Source organism: Serpentinimonas sp. SSL01 (assembly GCF_056323735.1).
Genome location: NZ_CM150487.1, coordinates 271,046 through 286,951, shown reverse-complemented (window position 1 = coordinate 286,951; position 15,906 = coordinate 271,046). Strand labels below are relative to the sequence as shown.

At 67.5% G+C, this 15,906-nt stretch carries 13 protein-coding genes and 1 tRNA gene; 8 read left to right on the top strand and 6 right to left on the bottom strand.

Annotation, left to right across the window (positions count from 1 at the left end):
• Positions 1-16 precede the first annotated feature (16 nt).
• Entirely contained in the window at positions 17-1,174 is a 1,158-nt protein-coding gene (rodA, locus tag ACVMK0_RS01340; protein ID WP_476464049.1) for a rod shape-determining protein RodA, read from the top strand.
• A gap of 50 nt (positions 1,175-1,224) precedes the next feature.
• The gene (gene tldD / locus ACVMK0_RS01335; protein WP_045534454.1) at positions 1,225-2,685 is read left to right on the top strand and encodes a metalloprotease TldD; all 1,461 of its coding nucleotides are present in this window, start codon (positions 1,225-1,227) and stop codon (positions 2,683-2,685) included.
• A gap of 104 nt (positions 2,686-2,789) precedes the next feature.
• On the opposite strand, the gene ACVMK0_RS01330 is transcribed toward tldD, so the two are convergent.
• A complete protein-coding gene (locus tag ACVMK0_RS01330; RefSeq protein WP_476464048.1) occupies positions 2,790-4,529 on the bottom strand; it encodes an alkaline phosphatase in 1,740 nt (579 codons plus the stop codon).
• 186 nt (positions 4,530-4,715) lie between these two features.
• Positions 4,716-5,219: an arsenate reductase ArsC gene (locus tag ACVMK0_RS01325; protein WP_034114123.1), complete on the bottom strand. Its 504-nt coding sequence runs from the start codon at positions 5,217-5,219 to the stop codon at positions 4,716-4,718.
• 125 nt (positions 5,220-5,344) lie between these two features.
• On the opposite strand from ACVMK0_RS01325, the gene ACVMK0_RS01320 reads away from it, so the two are divergent.
• On the top strand, positions 5,345-5,536 hold the full coding sequence (locus ACVMK0_RS01320) for a YgaP family membrane protein (RefSeq protein WP_034114121.1): 192 nt from the start codon (positions 5,345-5,347) through the stop codon (positions 5,534-5,536).
• 85 nt (positions 5,537-5,621) lie between these two features.
• Here ACVMK0_RS01320 and ACVMK0_RS01315 read toward each other — a convergent pair.
• A tRNA-Asn gene (locus ACVMK0_RS01315) sits at positions 5,622-5,697 on the bottom strand.
• A 154-nt stretch (positions 5,698-5,851) separates the two neighbouring features.
• On the opposite strand from ACVMK0_RS01315, the gene ACVMK0_RS01310 reads away from it, so the two are divergent.
• From ACVMK0_RS01310 to ACVMK0_RS01300, 3 genes are all read left to right on the top strand, one after another.
• Positions 5,852-7,492 (top strand): bifunctional aminoglycoside phosphotransferase/ATP-binding protein, encoded by a 1,641-nt coding sequence (locus ACVMK0_RS01310; protein ID WP_476464047.1) that lies wholly within the window; start codon positions 5,852-5,854, stop codon positions 7,490-7,492.
• 149 nt (positions 7,493-7,641) lie between these two features.
• Positions 7,642-8,970 carry a TIGR03862 family flavoprotein gene (locus tag ACVMK0_RS01305; protein ID WP_476464624.1) on the top strand — a complete coding sequence of 443 codons (1,329 nt, stop codon included), beginning with the start codon at positions 7,642-7,644 and terminating at the stop codon, positions 8,968-8,970.
• A 38-nt stretch (positions 8,971-9,008) separates the two neighbouring features.
• Entirely contained in the window at positions 9,009-9,650 is a 642-nt protein-coding gene (locus ACVMK0_RS01300; RefSeq protein ID WP_476464046.1) for an MBL fold metallo-hydrolase, read from the top strand.
• A gap of 11 nt (positions 9,651-9,661) precedes the next feature.
• On the opposite strand, the gene ACVMK0_RS01295 is transcribed toward ACVMK0_RS01300, so the two are convergent.
• A complete protein-coding gene (locus tag ACVMK0_RS01295) occupies positions 9,662-10,573 on the bottom strand; it encodes a M48 family metallopeptidase (protein ID WP_476464045.1) in 912 nt (303 codons plus the stop codon).
• A 26-nt stretch (positions 10,574-10,599) separates the two neighbouring features.
• Between ACVMK0_RS01295 and ACVMK0_RS01290 the strand changes: the two genes are divergently transcribed.
• A complete protein-coding gene (locus ACVMK0_RS01290) occupies positions 10,600-12,291 on the top strand; it encodes an AmpG family muropeptide MFS transporter (RefSeq protein WP_476464044.1) in 1,692 nt (563 codons plus the stop codon).
• Between the two features lie 300 nt (positions 12,292-12,591).
• Here the strand turns inward: ACVMK0_RS01290 and ACVMK0_RS01285 are convergent, their stop codons facing one another.
• Positions 12,592-13,047: an acyl-CoA thioesterase gene (locus tag ACVMK0_RS01285; RefSeq protein ID WP_082027396.1), complete on the bottom strand. Its 456-nt coding sequence runs from the start codon at positions 13,045-13,047 to the stop codon at positions 12,592-12,594.
• A gap of 79 nt (positions 13,048-13,126) precedes the next feature.
• A complete protein-coding gene (locus ACVMK0_RS01280; protein WP_034114116.1) occupies positions 13,127-14,050 on the bottom strand; it encodes a LysR family transcriptional regulator in 924 nt (307 codons plus the stop codon).
• A gap of 144 nt (positions 14,051-14,194) precedes the next feature.
• On the opposite strand from ACVMK0_RS01280, the gene ACVMK0_RS01275 reads away from it, so the two are divergent.
• Entirely contained in the window at positions 14,195-15,670 is a 1,476-nt protein-coding gene (locus tag ACVMK0_RS01275) for an NADP-dependent isocitrate dehydrogenase (RefSeq protein WP_476464043.1), read from the top strand.
• The last annotated feature ends 236 nt before the right edge of the window (positions 15,671-15,906 follow it).

Below are 15,906 nucleotides of genomic sequence, written 5' to 3'. Positions count from 1 at the left end.
AGGATAATGCGCGGTCATGGCCGTCGTGATCCAAAACCCTCCCTTGTGGCGTCGGGCCTTGCCGCTGGTGCAGGGCTTCGATGGCCCGCTGCTGCTGGCGATTGCGCTCCTGAGCGCGCTCGGGCTGCTGGCCATGTATTCGGCCGCCTTCGAAATGCCAGGGCGCTTTGAGCTGCATGTGCGCAACCTGCTGATCGCCGCCGCCGCGCTGTTCGTGGTGGCGCAGATTCCGCCGCAGCGCTGGCTGGCGCTGGCTGCGCCGTTGTACGTGGGCGGCCTGCTGCTGTTGCTGGCGGTGGAACTGGTGGGGATCGAGCGCAATGGCTCGCAACGCTGGCTCGACCTTGGCTTCATCGTCATGCAACCGAGCGAGATCATGAAGCTGGCCATGCCGATGATGCTGGCTTGGTGGTTTCACAAACGCGAGGGCCAGCTGCATTGGCCCGATTTTTTGGTGGCTGGTGTGATCGTGGCCATGCCCACGGCGCTGATCATGAGTCAGCCCGACCTCGGCACCAGCCTGCTCATCGCCTCCTCGGGCCTGTTCGTGATCTACTTTGCCGGTTTGAGCTGGAAGCTGATCGTCCCGCCGGTGCTGCTGGGGCTGGCGGGCATCGTCACCTTGGTGGTGATGGAGCCGCACTGGTGCCAGCGCGGGGTGGACTGGGTGCTGCTGCACGACTACCAAAAGGTGCGCGTCTGCACCCTGCTCAACCCCACCGCCGACCCGCTGGGCAGCGGCTTTCACATCATCCAGAGCATGATCGCCATCGGCTCGGGCGGGCTCTGGGGCCAAGGGCTGCTGCAAGGCACCCAGACCCAGCTCGACTTCGTGCTCGAGCGCACCACCGACTTCATTTTTGCCGCCTACGCCGAGGAATTTGGCTTTTTGGGTGTGCTGCTGCTGCTGGGAGCGTACTTTTATCTGGTCTGGCGCGGCCTCAAAATCGCCCTCGAAGCCCCGACCCTGTTCACCCGCCTGCTGGCCGGCGCGCTGACGCTGGTGCATTTTGTCTATGCCTTTGTGAACATCGGCATGGTCAGCGGCATTTTGCCGGTGGTCGGGCTGCCGCTGCCGTTCATGAGCTTTGGCGGCACGGCCATGCTCACGCTCGGCGCCAGCTTGGGGATTTTGCTCGCCATCGGGCGCTCCAAGCGGCTGCTGCAGTCCTAGACCTTACGCGCGCGCTGCAGCGGCGGGCGCAAGTTCCTACAATGGGGCCCATGATCGCACGCGAACCCACCCTGGCCCGGCTGGCCACTGCCCACAGCCTGTTGCTCGAACCCTACGGGCTCGACGAAACCCATCTGCGCCGCACCCTGAGCCTGCTCATGGCCCCCGGGGTCGATGACGCCGACCTCTACTTCCAATACACCCGCTCCGAGGGCTGGAGCCTCGAAGAAGGTATCGTCAAGAGCGGCAGCTTCAGCATCGACCAAGGCGTGGGCGTGCGCGCCGTGAGCGGCGACAAAACCGCCTTCGCCTACTCCGACGACCTGTCGTGGGCCGCCCTGCAAGACGCGGCGCAAAACGTGCGCAGCATCGGCGCCCAAGGGCAGCAGGGCCGCACCAAGGTGGGCGCGCGCAAAGTCGCCAAGGCGCGCTCGCTCTACCCCGAGCACGACCCGATCGCCAGCCTCGACAGCGCCGCCAAGGTGGCACTGCTCGAGCGCGTCGAGGCGCTGGCCAAGGCGCACGACCCACGCATCGTGCAGGTCATGGCCAGCCTGGCCAGCGAGTACGACGTGGTGCTGGTGGCGCGCGCCGACGGCACCCTGGCCGCCGACGTGCGCCCGCTGGTGCGCTTGTCGCTGACCGTGATCGCCGAACAGGGCGGGCGGCGCGAATCGGGTTCCTCTGGCGGTGGCGGCCGCTTTGGGCTGGCGCGCTTTGACGAAGCGCAGATCGCGCAGTATGTGAGCGAGGCGGTGCAGTCGGCCCTGACCAACCTCGAGAGCCGCCCCGCCCCGGCGGGCGAGATGACGGTGGTGCTGGGCCCAGGCTGGCCGGGCGTGCTGCTGCACGAGGCCGTGGGGCACGGGCTCGAGGGTGATTTCAACCGCAAAGGCTCAAGCGCCTTTGCCGGCCGCATCGGCAAGCGCGTGGCAGCCAAGGGCGTGACCGTGCTCGACGACGGCACCCTAGCGGACCGGCGCGGCTCGCTCAACATCGACGACGAAGGCTGCGCCAGCCAGCGCAACGTGCTGATCGAAGACGGCATTTTGCGCGGCTACCTGCAAGACAGCCTGAACGCGCGCCTCATGGGCGTGGGCCCCACCGGCAACGCCCGGCGCGAGAGCTACGCCCACCTGCCCATGCCGCGCATGACCAACACCTACATGCTGGCCGGCGACAAAGAGCCGCAAGAAATCATCGCCAGCATCAAGCGCGGCCTGTACGCCAGCAACTTTGGCGGCGGCCAAGTCGATATCACCAGCGGCAAGTTCGTCTTTAGCGCCAGCCAAGCGTGGTGGGTCGAAGACGGCAAGCTGCAATACCCGGTCAAGGGCGCCACCCTGGTGGGCAGCGGCCCCGAAGCGCTCAAAAAAGTGAGCCTGATCGGCAACGACCTCGCGCTCGACAGCGGCGTAGGCACCTGCGGCAAAGAAGGCCAGAGCCTGCCGGTGGGCGTGGGCCAGCCGACGCTGCGCATCGACGGGCTGACGGTGGGCGGCACGGCCTGAGCCTGAGCCTGAGCGCAACACCAAAAAAAACCGCCCACCCCATGCAGGAGCAGGCGGCATCAAGGCGTGGGCTAGAGCCCACGCGCTTTCCCGAAGCTAAAGAATCAACGCCCAGGCGCCTCGGTGGCGGTGGGGTAGTTGAGCATGCGGCCAAACAGGGTGGCGTGCTTGAGGCGATAGACGTCCACGTTGTCGAAGCGCTGGCTGAAGCGGCTGTTGAGCAGGCCGGCGTTTAGGCCGGCGGCGCGCGACAACACGCCGCCAAAGTAGTCGGCCGTGCCCGGCCAAGCGATGCCAAACTGCATCCGGTTGCCAAACTGATCCGGCTCGGTGACAAACATCGGCGACTGCCGGCCCTCGACGCCGTCGAGGAAGTTGTTGACCACCGCAGCGTCGGGGCCGGTGGCACCCGCAGGGATGGCCGACGACGGGTTGGTGGCCACGGAGGCCACGTTGTCGGGCGCGCGCCCGGCCGGCAGGATGTTGGTCGGGGGCGTGATGCCCGACACTTGGCCCGAAACCACCGTCATGCTGCCGGCATCGCTGTCGGCAGCGGTGACGATCAGGGTGCGCTCATTGCGGCGCAAAAAGTCTAGCGCTGCACCGATGGCGCGATCGGTGTCTTGCATGGCGTGCAACATGCCGATGGCGTTGGTGTTGTTGCCAAAGTTGTCGATCGACTCTTGCTCGGCCACGAGGAAGAAGCGGCGCTGCGCGGCTTGCGGGCGCTGTGCGGCGGCACGGCTCAGGATGGTGAGGGCGACCTCGGTCATCTCGGCAAAGGTGGGCGGATTGAAGCCCGGCTCGGCGGCGTCGTGGTCGCCCCACAGCACCAGGCGGCTTTGCTTTTGCGGGCCCGCACCGGTGGTGCCAGCCGCCATGCCCGCGCGCACAAAGCCGCGGTTGATCAGGTCTTGCTCGTTGCGGTCGTTGAAGGTGTCTTGGAACGCAAACAGGCCCAGCACGCGCGGGGCATAGCGCGGGTGGGCTTGCAGCGCTTGCTTGAGGCGCTCGAACTCGGCCCGGGTGCGCAGCACGATGAAATCGTCGCGCTGAGTCGGGTCGTTGCTCAGGTTGCCGCTGCCCATGGCGTTCCAGGCTGCGATCAGGTTGAGGTCGTCGGTGCGCAGGCTTTGGCGGCTGTTGACCGGGGCGCGGCGCTCTTCGTTGACGTTGCGGTGCACGGTGGTGGTGCCCTGCGGCAGCGCGTCGGCCTCGCCACCGCCCATGATGACCCAAGGCGTGGTGTCGTTCATGCCGGGGCGGCCCAAAATCATCTGGCGCGTGATTTCCTGCCAGTTGTCGCGGTTGCCCACTTCGGCCAAGAAGGCGCCGGTGCCGGGCTCACCGACGTGGCCGTCGTTGACCACACCCACCGGCATGCCGGCGTTGGCGGCTTCGCGCATCACCGAGCCGCGAAAGCCCGACAGGCTGCGGATGGCGCGGTTGGTCGGCGGATTCGCGTTGCCGTCGCCATCCATGCCAAAAGAGCCAAAGGCATCGACCTTGTAGCCAAAGGCGTGCGTGGTGGCACCGGCGTGCGAGGTGCCGTTGATCAGGTTGTGCATGTGGCCGCGATAGACCGCCATCTGGGGCAGGCGGTCTTTGTTGGCAATGCCGTCCAGACCATGGAAATACATGCGGTGCGCGGCCCAGTGGTTCAGCCCGGCGCCGTCGGGGTGAAAGAAGATCACGTTGCCGGTGGGCACCGCTTGCGCCATAGCAGCACGGCCTGGGTCGGCAGCTGGGGCGCGCGCCGCACTGGCCGCGCTGGCCGCAGCCACACCAGCGGCCAGCGCCAACACACAAGCGGCCGAAACCGCACGCAGATTCAAGTTAAACATCAATGCGCTCCTTGCGACACGATTTTTCGGGGGATGAAAAACGCACAAAACCCCGGCGCACCCGCAAGCAGCGCCGCATTGTTTTGCACCGTTTGGAGCGTAAAGCGAATTGATGAAAATTGCGTGACGCTTCAGCGTCAAAAGCGTGTCATGTGTCGGGGCAGATGGAGTGCTGGGCGCAATTGCTCATGGGGTTTTTTGTCCCAGGCGGCGCGCCTCGCTTTGCAACACCAAGCGGTCCACCCCAGACAGCGGCAGTTGCACCAGCAGCTCAAGCCGCTGGTGCAGTGCGTGCAGGGTCTGGCGGAAGGCCTCGCGTTGCTGCTCCACATCGCCTGCCGCCTTGGACGGATCCGGGTAGCTCCAGTGCGCTGTGGCGGGGTGCCCTGGCCAGACCGGGCACGACTCACCAGCAGCCATATCGCACACCGTGACCACCAAGTCCATCGCGGGCGCATCGGCGGCGCTGAACTCGGTCCAGCTCTTGCTGCGCAGCCCGTCGGTGGACACACTGGCCGCGCGCAGCACCTCGAGCGTCAGCGGGTGCGGCCGATGGTCAGCACGGGCTTGCGTGCCAGCCGAATAAGCCCGGAAACGATGCCCACCCAGATGGTTGAGCACCGCCTCGGCCATGATGGACCGCGCGGCGTTGTGGGTGCACAAAAACAGGACGTTGAGCGGCTTGATCATGGTCGTATCCCCTTGGCTGGTTGAGTGTGCTCGCCTAAGCCGCTCAAGTATAAAGACTGCGCCCTGAGCAAGGCCAGAATGGCTGTGCCAGAATGAAGCGGTTTCGTTCATTCAGGAGAGCAGCAATGCAAACCAACGTAGGCAGCGCAGATCGTATCGTGCGCGTGGTGGGTGGGGTGGCGCTGATCGCGCTGGCCGCCACGGGCACCGTGGGCGCTTGGGGCTACATCGGCGTCGTGCCGATCCTGACTGCGGCAGTGGGCTGGTGCCCGGCTTATCTGCCCTTTGGCATCAACACCTGCAAGACCCGGGATTGATCGCCGGCGGGCGCTGGCAACAATGCAGCCAGCTCCTGAAAGCAAAAAGCCCAGCTAAGAAACTGGGCTGAGTGCTCGACTTATTTGGCTCCCCGACCTGGGCTCGAACCAGGGACCTACGGATTAACAGTCCGGCGCTCTACCGACTGAGCTATCGGGGAAGAACCCGCATTGTAGCACCGTTTCTCGGCCACTTTGGACGCGGCAGCTTGTCGTGCAGCGCCTTGGCGCGAGGCCTGCTGCCACCCAGCCTCTCAGCCCACTGATGGTACTGGCTGCACGCTTTTAGCCTACTCTGTGCCCTACACTGCCCACATGACCGTGTGCATCGAGACCCACATTTCGCGCGTGCTGCTGCATGGCGCGTGCGCTTACAAGCTCAAAAAGCCGCTGCGCCTGCCTTTTCTGGATTTTTCCAGCACGGAGCGGCGGCGCTGGTTTGGGCTGGAAGAACTGCGCCTGAACCGGCGCACGGCGCCCGAGCTGTATTTGGGGCTGCGCCCTCTGAGCACCAGCTGGGAGGTGTTTGCCGCCGACCCCGAGGCCGCGCTGCACGCCAGCAGCGTGCACACCGCGCTGGACTGGGTGCTGTGCATGCGCCGCTTTGCCCCCGATGCGCTGCTGGCCGAGCAGGCCCGCCGTGGCTGCTTGCGCCCGCAAACCATCGACGCCTTGGCGGCCCACGTGGCGGCCTTTCATCAGTCGCTGGCACCGCTGCCGCTCGAGGCGCTGCCGCAGCGCGACACCGCCCATTGGGCGCATGAAAGCGTGCAGGCCATGCTGGCGCACCCGGCGCTGGCGGCACCGGAGCGGGCTGCCGTGCAGGCGCTGGGTGCTGCGCTGCAGACGCAATTGCAGGCATTGCACCCTTGGATGCAGGCGCGCGCGGCTGCGGGGCAAGTGCGCGAGTGCCACGGCGACTTGCATCTGGGCAACCTGATCGAGTGGGAAGGCGGGGTGCGCGCTTTCGATGCACTCGAATTCGAGCCCGATCTGCGCGCCCTCGACGTGATGCACGACGCCGCCTTTGCCTTCATGGATCTGCTTCAGTACCAACTGCCGGCGCTGGCGTGGCGCTTCCTCAACGGCTACCTGGATGCCACGGGCGATTTCGACGGCGTGCGCGCCCTGCGCCCTTGGACCGCCTACCGTGCGCTGGTGCGCGCGCGCGTGGCTTTGCTGAGTAGCCACGGTGGGCCAGGGGCTGCGTGCGACAGCGCTGCTACCGATGACAACGGCGCCTGCTGTGAGTGCATCGACCAAAACGACCACGGCAATTGTTATACCAGCAGCAACAACACCGCCACCGCCCTCATCGGAGCCCCCCACGCCAGTTACCTCGCCTGCGCCCAAGCCCTGCTGGCCGCACCCGCGCCACCCGGCGTGTGGCTGATCATGGGGCTGAGCGGCAGCGGCAAATCGACCGTGGCGCGGCTGCTTCGCGATGCCCTGGCGCAACAGGGGCGCGCCGCCCTGTGTCTGCGCTCCGACCTTGAGCGCAAGCGCTTGCTGGGCGTGGCCGCCACGGCGCGCCCGAGTGCGGCGCAGCAGGCGCAGTGGTACCACCCAGACACGACGCAGTGCACCTACACCCGGCTGCAGCAAGCGGCGCAGCTGCTGCTGCAAGCTGGCTGCTCGGTGCTGATCGACGCCGCCTGCCTGCGCCGCCACGAGCGCCAGGCCTTGCGCGCGCTGGCTGCGCAACAGCAGGTGCCGTTTCACCTATGGCATTGCAGCGCCAGCCCCGAGCAGGCACAACGGCGCATGGCCGCGCGCCAGGCCGACAACCACGACCCCTCCGACGCCGACGCGGCCGTTCTGGCGCTGCAGCAAAGGTTTTTTGAGCCCCTCGAGGCCAGCGAAGAAGCTGGGCTGTGGCGCTTGCACAACGACGGCGACCTAGTGGCGCTAGAAGCGCAAGTGCGCACCGCCCTGCGAGAGGGGAATGCGTCATGAGTGCCCACAGCTCAATCAGCGCGGCGGCGCAGAGCCCGTTGCCCCCGCCCACGACCGGTGGGGCGATCCACGCGGTGCCTATCGGCATCACCCCCCACCCCCCCCTGCACTGCCCGGTGGCCATCGTCGGTGCCGGACCGGCGGGGCTCATGGCGGCCGAGGTCTTGAGCGCCGCCGGCTTGAAGGTGCACCTGTTCGACGCCATGCCCACGGTGGGGCGCAAGCTGTTGCTCGCCGGCATCGGTGGCCTGAACCTGACGCACGCTGAGCCGCTGCCGGCTTTTAAGGCCCGCTACGGCGCGCGCGCTGCAGATTGCGGCCGCTGGCTCGACGCCTTTGGCCCGCAGGCGCTGCGCGACTGGGCCGCCGGGCTGGGCATCGACACCTTTGTGGGCAGCTCACAGCGCGTGTTCCCGCGCGACATGAAGGCCGCGCCCTTGCTGCGCGCTTGGTTGCAGCGGCTGCGCCATCCAGCCAGCGGCGTGCCGGTGCGGTTTCACATGCGCCAGCGCTGGAGCGGCCATTTGCAGCCGTTGGCCCCAGCAGCGCCACAGCAAACGCCTTCGACACCCCCCACCACACCCACCACACCCCAGAGCGCACACGCCGCGCCACCCGGCTACTGCCTGCACCTGCAGGGCCCACAGGGCCAGACCGAGGTGCACGCACGCGCCGTGTTGCTGGCGCTGGGCGGTGCGAGCTGGCCCCGGCTGGGCTCCGACGGCGCTTGGATGCCGTGGCTGGCACAGCACGGCGTGGCCTTGCAACCGCTGCGCCCCAGCAACTGCGGCTTCGACGTGGCCGTGGGCACGCGCCTAGGCTGGAGCGCGCACCTGCAACAGCGCTTTGCCGGCGCCGCGCTCAAGGGCGTGCTGCTGCGCTTCACCGACGCCAACGGGCAGGCCTTCGAGCGCCGGGGCGAATGCGTGCTGACTCAAACCGGGCTCGAAGGCAGCCTGATCTACGCCGCCTCCGCGCAACTGCGCGACGCCATCGAAGCCGCTGGCCGGGTGCGCATCGCGCTCGACCTCAAGCCCGACTGGAGCCGCAGCCGCTTGCAAGCCGAGCTGGAGCGCGCGCGCAGCGGCCAGTCGCTGGGCACGCTGCTGCGCAAGCGCTTGGGCCTGACCCCCGCGCAAGTGGCGCTGCTGCACGAGGTGCTGCCCCCCGAACAGCGCCACGACCCGGCCCACGTGGCGGCCACCCTGCAAAACCTGCCGATCGATTTGGTGGCCCCACGCCCCATAGCCGAGGCCATCAGCAGCGCCGGCGGTGTGGCGCTGGAGGGCCTGAACGACGCCCTGATGCTGCAGCCCCTGCCCGGTGTGTTCTGCGCTGGCGAGATGCTCGACTGGGAAGCCCCCACCGGCGGCTACTTGCTCACCGCCTGCATGGCCAGCGGCCGCGTGGCGGGTTTGGGGCTGGCGGCTTGGCTGCGGGCGCAACCCAACTCTGCGTCAACCCCAAGCGCGGTCTGATCGCCCACTCGCCCGCCGCCCTGCCTACAATCCAGCCCATGCTGCACTACCACACCATCCCCGTCACGCCGTTTCAGCAAAACTGCAGCCTGCTGTGGTGCGACCAGACCCACGCCGCGGCGGTGATCGACCCCGGTGGCGACCTCGACGAGGTGCTGGCCGAGGTGCAGCGCCTGGGGATCAAGCTCGAGCAGATTTGGCTCACCCACGCCCACATCGACCACGCCGGGGCCGCCGGCGAGCTGGCGCAGCAGCTGGGTTTGCCGATCATCGGGCCGCACCCGGGCGACCAGTTCTGGATCGACGCGCTGGCGCAGCAAAGCCAGATGTTTGGCTTCCCGCAGGCGCGCCCCTTCACGCCCACGCGCTGGCTGCACGACGGCGACACGGTCACGCTCGGGCGCAGCAGCGTGCAGGTGCGCCACTGCCCCGGCCACACGCCCGGCCATGTGGTGTTTCACAGCCCCGAGATCGGACGCGCTTTTGTGGGCGATGTGTTGTTTGCCGGCAGCATTGGGCGCACCGATTTTCCGCAGGGTGACCACGAGCAACTGCTGGCCAGCATCCGCGAGCGCCTGTGGCCGATGGGCGATGCAACCGTGTTCATCCCCGGCCACGGCCCCGAGAGCAGCTTTGGGCGCGAGCGCCGCAGCAACCCCTACGTGCGCGACCCGCTCTAAGCGGCGGCCCTTCAGCCGCGCCGCCGCGCCTGCTCGAACAGGCCCATGACCTTGGGCGCATTGGCTTGCAATTGAGCAATGCGCTCAGGCCCGGCCGGGTGCGTGGACAAAAAGTTGATGCCCGCGCTGCGGTTGCGCGCAATCATCTTCTCCCACAGCGTCACGCTGGCTTGCGGGTGGTGGCCGGCGCGGGCGGCGATCTCTAGACCCACCAGATCGGCGTCGGATTCGTCTTCGCGGCTAAAGCGCAACGCCAGCAACTGGGTGCCGAGGTTGGCCGCCACGTTGCCCAAATCGCCCAAGCCCAGCAGCTGCGCCCCGAGCGATAGCCCGAGGCTGGTGGCCTGGGTTTTGGCCAAGCGCGCACGGGCGTGCTCGCGCACCGCGTGCGCGGCCTCGTGGCCCATGATCATGCCGATCTCGTCGTTGCTCAGGCGCAACTGGTCGAGGATGCCGGTAAAAAAAGCGATCTTGCCGCCGGGCATGACAAAGGCGTTGATCTGCTCGCTGCGGATCAGGTTCACCTCCCACTGCCACTGGCGCGAGCGCGCGTTCCAAGGGTGGGCAAAGGGGATCTGGCGCTGCGCGATGGCGCGCAGATTGCGCAACTGGCGGTCCGAATCCGGGGCCAATGCACCCTGCTGGCGCGCCTGCTCCATCATCTGGCGGTACTGCTGCGCCGCCGCCGCTTCGAGCTGGGCCGCCGACACCAAGTGGCGCAGGCGCGAGCCCTCGCCCACGCTGACTTGGGCCTTCGCCGCCGTGGGCAACAAACCGCCGGCGGCGACCGTAGCTGTGCCGGCCGCAGCGGCCAGCATGAAGCCGCGGCGCGACGACCAGCGCTGCGGCGGCGCCCCGTCATCGGCTTGCGCCAGCGGCGCAATGGGGGCAAGGGGAGTTTTGAATTCACATAGCCAGCACATGGCGCAATCATAGGCACAATCGCGGCATGCGTGTGTCAGCTTCTGTAACAAAACCCAGCCCGGCCGACCCGACCTTGGCCACGGCCGGTGCGGCGCCCCCTGCCGCGCTTTCCGGCAATGCGCCCTCGGTGGCCCTGCCCGCCGGCGCCCCCGCCGGCGCCCCCGACGCCGATGCGGGCGCCGCACCCCCCCTGCACACCTGGGGCGAGACCCTGCAGGCGCTATGGGATTGGCGCGTCCTGAGCCTGCTGATGCTGGGTTTTTCGGCCGGCTTGCCGCTGCTGCTGATCTTTTCTTCGCTCTCGCTGTGGCTCATGGAGGCTGGGGTGGAGCGCCGCGCCGTGACCTTTTTTAGCTGGGCGGCGCTGGGCTATTCGTTCAAATTCGTCTGGGCGCCGCTGGTGGACCGGCTGCCGCTGCCGTGGCTCACCGCGCGCTTGGGGCGCCGGCGCGCCTACATGTTGCTGGCGCAAGTCGGGGTGGCCTGCGCCATCGTCGGCATGGCCATGACCGATCCGGCCCAAGGCCCGCAGGCGCTGGTGGCGATGGCGCTGTTTGCGGTCATGCTGGGCTTCATGTCGGCGACGCAAGACATCGTCATCGACGCTTACCGCATCGAGATCGCACGCCCCGAGCAGCAGGGCCTGCTGTCGGCGGCCTACATCGCCGGCTACCGCGTGGGCATGATCGTGGCCGGGGCCGGGGTGCTGTTTCTGGCCGCGCACTGGGGCACCTCGCGCGACAACTACCAGTTCGAGGCTTGGCAGTCGGCCTACCTGATCATGGCGGCGGTGATGGGCATCGGCATGCTCACCACCTTGCTCACGCCCGAACCCGAGAGCTCGCGCCAGCAAGCGCAGCTGGCGCCCGCGGGGCAGCACCTGCGGCTGCTGGGGGTGTTTTTGTTCAGCGTCGCCGGCTTTGTGGGCGTGTTTTGGGGCTTGGGGGCGCTGGGCTGGCAGTCAGAGCGCGGCGCCGGCGCGCTGCTAAACCTGCTGCTCGAGGCCAGCCGCATGGCGCTGGCGCTGGGCAGCGCTTTTGCGCTGGGCGCGGTGCTGATTCGGCTCGGGCTGGCCGACCGGGAACAGGCGCGCATCACGTGGGTGGAGCCGCTGCTCGACTTTTTCAAGCGCTACGGCTGGCACACGGCCGCGCTGCTGCTGGCGCTGGTGGGGCTGTACCGCATCTCCGACATCGTGCTGGGCGTGATCTCCAACATCTTTTACCAAGACATGGGCTTTACCAAGCCCGAAATCGCCACGGCGGTCAAAACCTACGGCCTGGCGATCACAATTTTTGGCGGCTTTCTGGGCGGCATTCTGGCCTACCGCATCGGCGTCATGCGGGCGCTGCTCTGGGGCGCGATTTTGTCCGCCCTCACCAACTTGGCCTTCATCGCCTTGGCCTACGCCGGTCGCGACCTGACTTTGCTCTATTGGGTGGTGTCGCTCGACAACCTCGCCGCCGGCTTTGCCAGCGCCGCCTTCGTCGCCTTTTTGTCGAGCCTGACGAACATCCAGTTCACCGCCGTGCAGTACGCGATCTTTAGCTCGCTCATGACGCTGCTGCCCAAAACCCTGGGCGGCTACTCGGGCGCCATGGTCGATGGCATGGGCTACCCGGGCTTCTTCATGCTCACGGCGCTGCTCGGGGTGCCGGTGATCGCGCTGGTGTTGCTGGCCAAGCAGCGGCTGCAAATCGCCGAGCGGCCGCCGTAAAGTTTTCATCTGATTCTTAAGCCACCCCGGCGCGTGGTGCCCTGCGCTCCCCCAAACAGGGGATAGTCAAGCCTTTGCTGCACCTGCACAATTGGCACCTGTCGCTGTCAACACAGTCGGATGAAGGGCGCAACAGATTGCCCGCAGGGTTTGGTGGCCCACCGTTGGCCACTGCTTTACGGAACGCACGGTTTCCCAACGACGCCTTGATGGACGTCATTGCCGCCTTCGGGCGGCTTTTTTTTACCCGCATGGCAAAGTCACCGTGCAGCGCGTGGCTTCTGCGTGAGTGCTGGCCGTCTATTTGGGCACCGGTCGCGGCCGCCCCTGCTCGTCGATCGCCACATAGGTGAGCGAGGCCTCGGTCACCTTGACATAGCTGCCCTGTGCCGCAAAGCGCTCGGCATAGACCTCCACCTGCACCGTGATCGAGGTCTTGCCGATGCGCGTCAGGGTGGCGTAAAAGCTCAAAATATCGCCCACCCGCACCGGCTGCTTGAAGATGAACTGGTTCACCGCCACGGTGGCGATGCGCCCCTGCGCCAACCGCGCCGGCAGCACCGAACCGGCCAGATCGACCTGGGCCATGACCCAGCCGCCAAAAATGTCGCCGTTGGGGTTGCAGTCGGCCGGCATGGGGATGACCTTGAGCACCAGTTCGTGCTCGGAGGCGGGCCGGGGGATGTGGGCGGGGCGCTCGCTGTGTGCGGGCGCAGCGCCCCCTTCGGGAGCGGGTGAAGCAGGGGTCGTGTTCATGGCCGCATTGTCGGGCATTGGCAGGGAACAGGGCAGCATGGTCACGCTGGGCGGGCACGCGGCCCTGCCTCTCAGCCTCTCAGCCCACCCCGAGCCCGGCCGGCAGGGCGGCGCGCAAGTGTTCGATCCAAGCGCTGGCCGCCAGCGGCAGGCGGCGGTCGCGCCGCCACACCAGTTGCCAGGTGCGGCAGATCGGGAACCCGGTCATGGGCAGCAGCGCCAGCCCTTCTTGCGCCGGATCGGCATCGAGCGCGTGGCGCGACAGCACCGCCAGCCCCAGCCCGGCGGCCACGGCGTGCTTGATGGCCTCGTTGCTGCCCAGCGTCAGGCGCTCGTCGGGCTCTAGGCCGTGGGCGCGCAGGTGCTCCAGCACCACCTGGCGCGTGCCCGAGCCGCTCTCGCGCCACAGCAGCGTCTGGCCCTTGAGCGCCTTGAGCGGCAAGCGGCGCCGCTGCGCCCACGGGTGCCCGGCCGGGCCGATCAGCACCAGCGGGTTGTCCAGCACCGGCAGCGCGTGCAGCGGCGGAAAGCTGGGCGGGCGCATCATCAGCGCCAGATCCACGCGCTCGCTGTGCAGCAGTTCCACCACGGCGTCGCGGTTGTGCACCGCCAGTTCGATGTCGATCCCCGGGTGCGCCTGCGCAAACGCGCTGATCCACTGGGCGATGAAATACTCGGTGGTGGTCACGCCGGCGATGCGCAGCGTGCCGCGCTTGAGCCCCTGCAGCGCCAGCAGCTCTTCTTGCAGCGCCTGCCAGCGCGTGAACATATCCAGCACCGCCTCGCGCAGCAGCACCCCGCTGTCGGTGACGCGCACGCCGCGCCCGGCTGGGGCCAGCAACGGCTGCCCGAGTGCCGTCTGCATCTCGTGCACCTGCGCCGACACCGTGGGCTGCGCCAGGTGCAACTCGCGCGCCGCAGCGGTGATCGAACCCAGCCGCGCCACCGCCTCCCAGGTGCGCATTTGGGCAAAGGTGACGCGGGGCGGGCGCAGTTTATTCATAGCTTAATACCTATGCATATTATGCTTAATCATAATTGGTTTGCGATGCAAAAAGGCGCCATACTTCGCGTTGGCCCGCAGCCCACAAGCGCTGCTGCGCCCCAGTCCGCATCGGTTCACCCACCCCCAAGAGGAGCATCCCCCATGAGCAACCTGGTTCCCATCACCGTCGCCCCGGGCGACGGCATCGGCCCCGAGATCACCGAAGCCACGCTGCGCGTGCTGCGCGCCGCCGGAGCGCAGATCGCGCCCGAGACCATCAGCGTCGGCGAAGCGCAGTATCTGGCCGGCCACAGCTCGGGCATCGCACCCGAGAGCTGGGACAGCCTGCGCCGCACCCGCGTGTTGCTCAAAGGCCCCATCACCACCCCGCAAGGCGGCGGCTTCAAGAGCCTGAACGTGACCATCCGCAAAACGCTGGGCCTGTACGCCAACGTGCGCCCCTGCGTCACCTACCACCCCTTCGTCAAGACGCTGCACCCCGAGATGGACCTGGTGATCGTGCGCGAAAACGAGGAAGACCTCTACGCCGGCATCGAGCACCGCCAGACCGATCAGGTCTATCAGTGCCTCAAGCTCGTGACCCGGCCCGGCTGCGAAAAGATCATCCGCTACGCCTTTGAGTACGCGGTCAACAACGCGCGGCGCAAGGTCACGTGCATGACCAAAGACAACATCATGAAGATGACCGACGGCCTGTTCCACAAGGTCTTCGACGAAGTTGCCAAAGAATACCCGCAGATCGAAACCGAGCACATGATCATCGACATCGGCGCGGCGCGGCTGGCCACGCGGCCCGAGCGCTTCGACGTCATCGTCACCCTCAACCTCTACGGCGACATCATCAGCGACATCGCGGCCGAGATCACCGGCTCGGTCGGGCTGGCCCCGAGCGCCAACATCGGCGAGCGCATCGCCATGTTCGAGGCCATCCACGGCAGCGCCCCCGACATCGCCGGCAAAGGCATCGCCAACCCCTCGGGCCTGCTGCTGGCGGGCGTGATGATGCTGATCCACATCGGCCAGTCCGAAGTCGCCGAACGGGTACACAACGCTTGGCTGCGCACGATCGAAGACGGCATCATCACCGCCGACCTGCGCGGCTCGCTCAGCGTCGGCCGGCCCTTTGGCAGCATGGACTTTGCCGACGCCGTGATCGACCGCCTGGGCCAAGAGCCCACCCAGCTCAAGCCGGTGCGCTACGTCGCGCCCACCCAAACCGCCCTCGAGGCCTCGGCGGCGACCGCCAACTCGGGGCTGCACGCGCCACTGCCCGACCCGGTCTCGGTCAAGGCGCTGGTGGGGGTCGATGTGTTCGTCAACGCGCGCAGCAGCGCCGACTTTCTGGCCGGCCAGTTGAGCGCGCTGGTGACGCCGGCGTTTCACCTGCAGATGATCACCAACCGCGGCGTCAAGGTCTGGCCGGGCGGCTTCCCCGAAACCTTCTGCACCGACCACTGGCGCTGCCGCTTCGTCGCCGCCAACGGCACCAGCGTGACGCACACCGACCTGATCGAGCTGATGCAGGTGCTGGCGCATCGCGGCATCGACTTCATCAAGACCGAAAACCTCTGCACCTTCGACGGCGAACGCGGCTTCGCGCTCGGGCAGGGGCAGTAAGGGGTACGCCACGGGCGGCGGTGGGGCGCAAGCCCGCCGCCCGAGATGGTGGGTTTGCCGGCAGGCTTGCGCGCGCCGGTCGATGCCACAGCACACCGACGAGCAACCGCGCGGGATACAGGGCTTGGGCCGCGCACCGCTGCGCCTAAGCTCCTATGATCAAGGGTTTGCCCCTGATCGAGTAGCCCTTGAACCCCGACCCCTCCACCGCCGCTGCTGCCCTTGCCTCCAGCGTC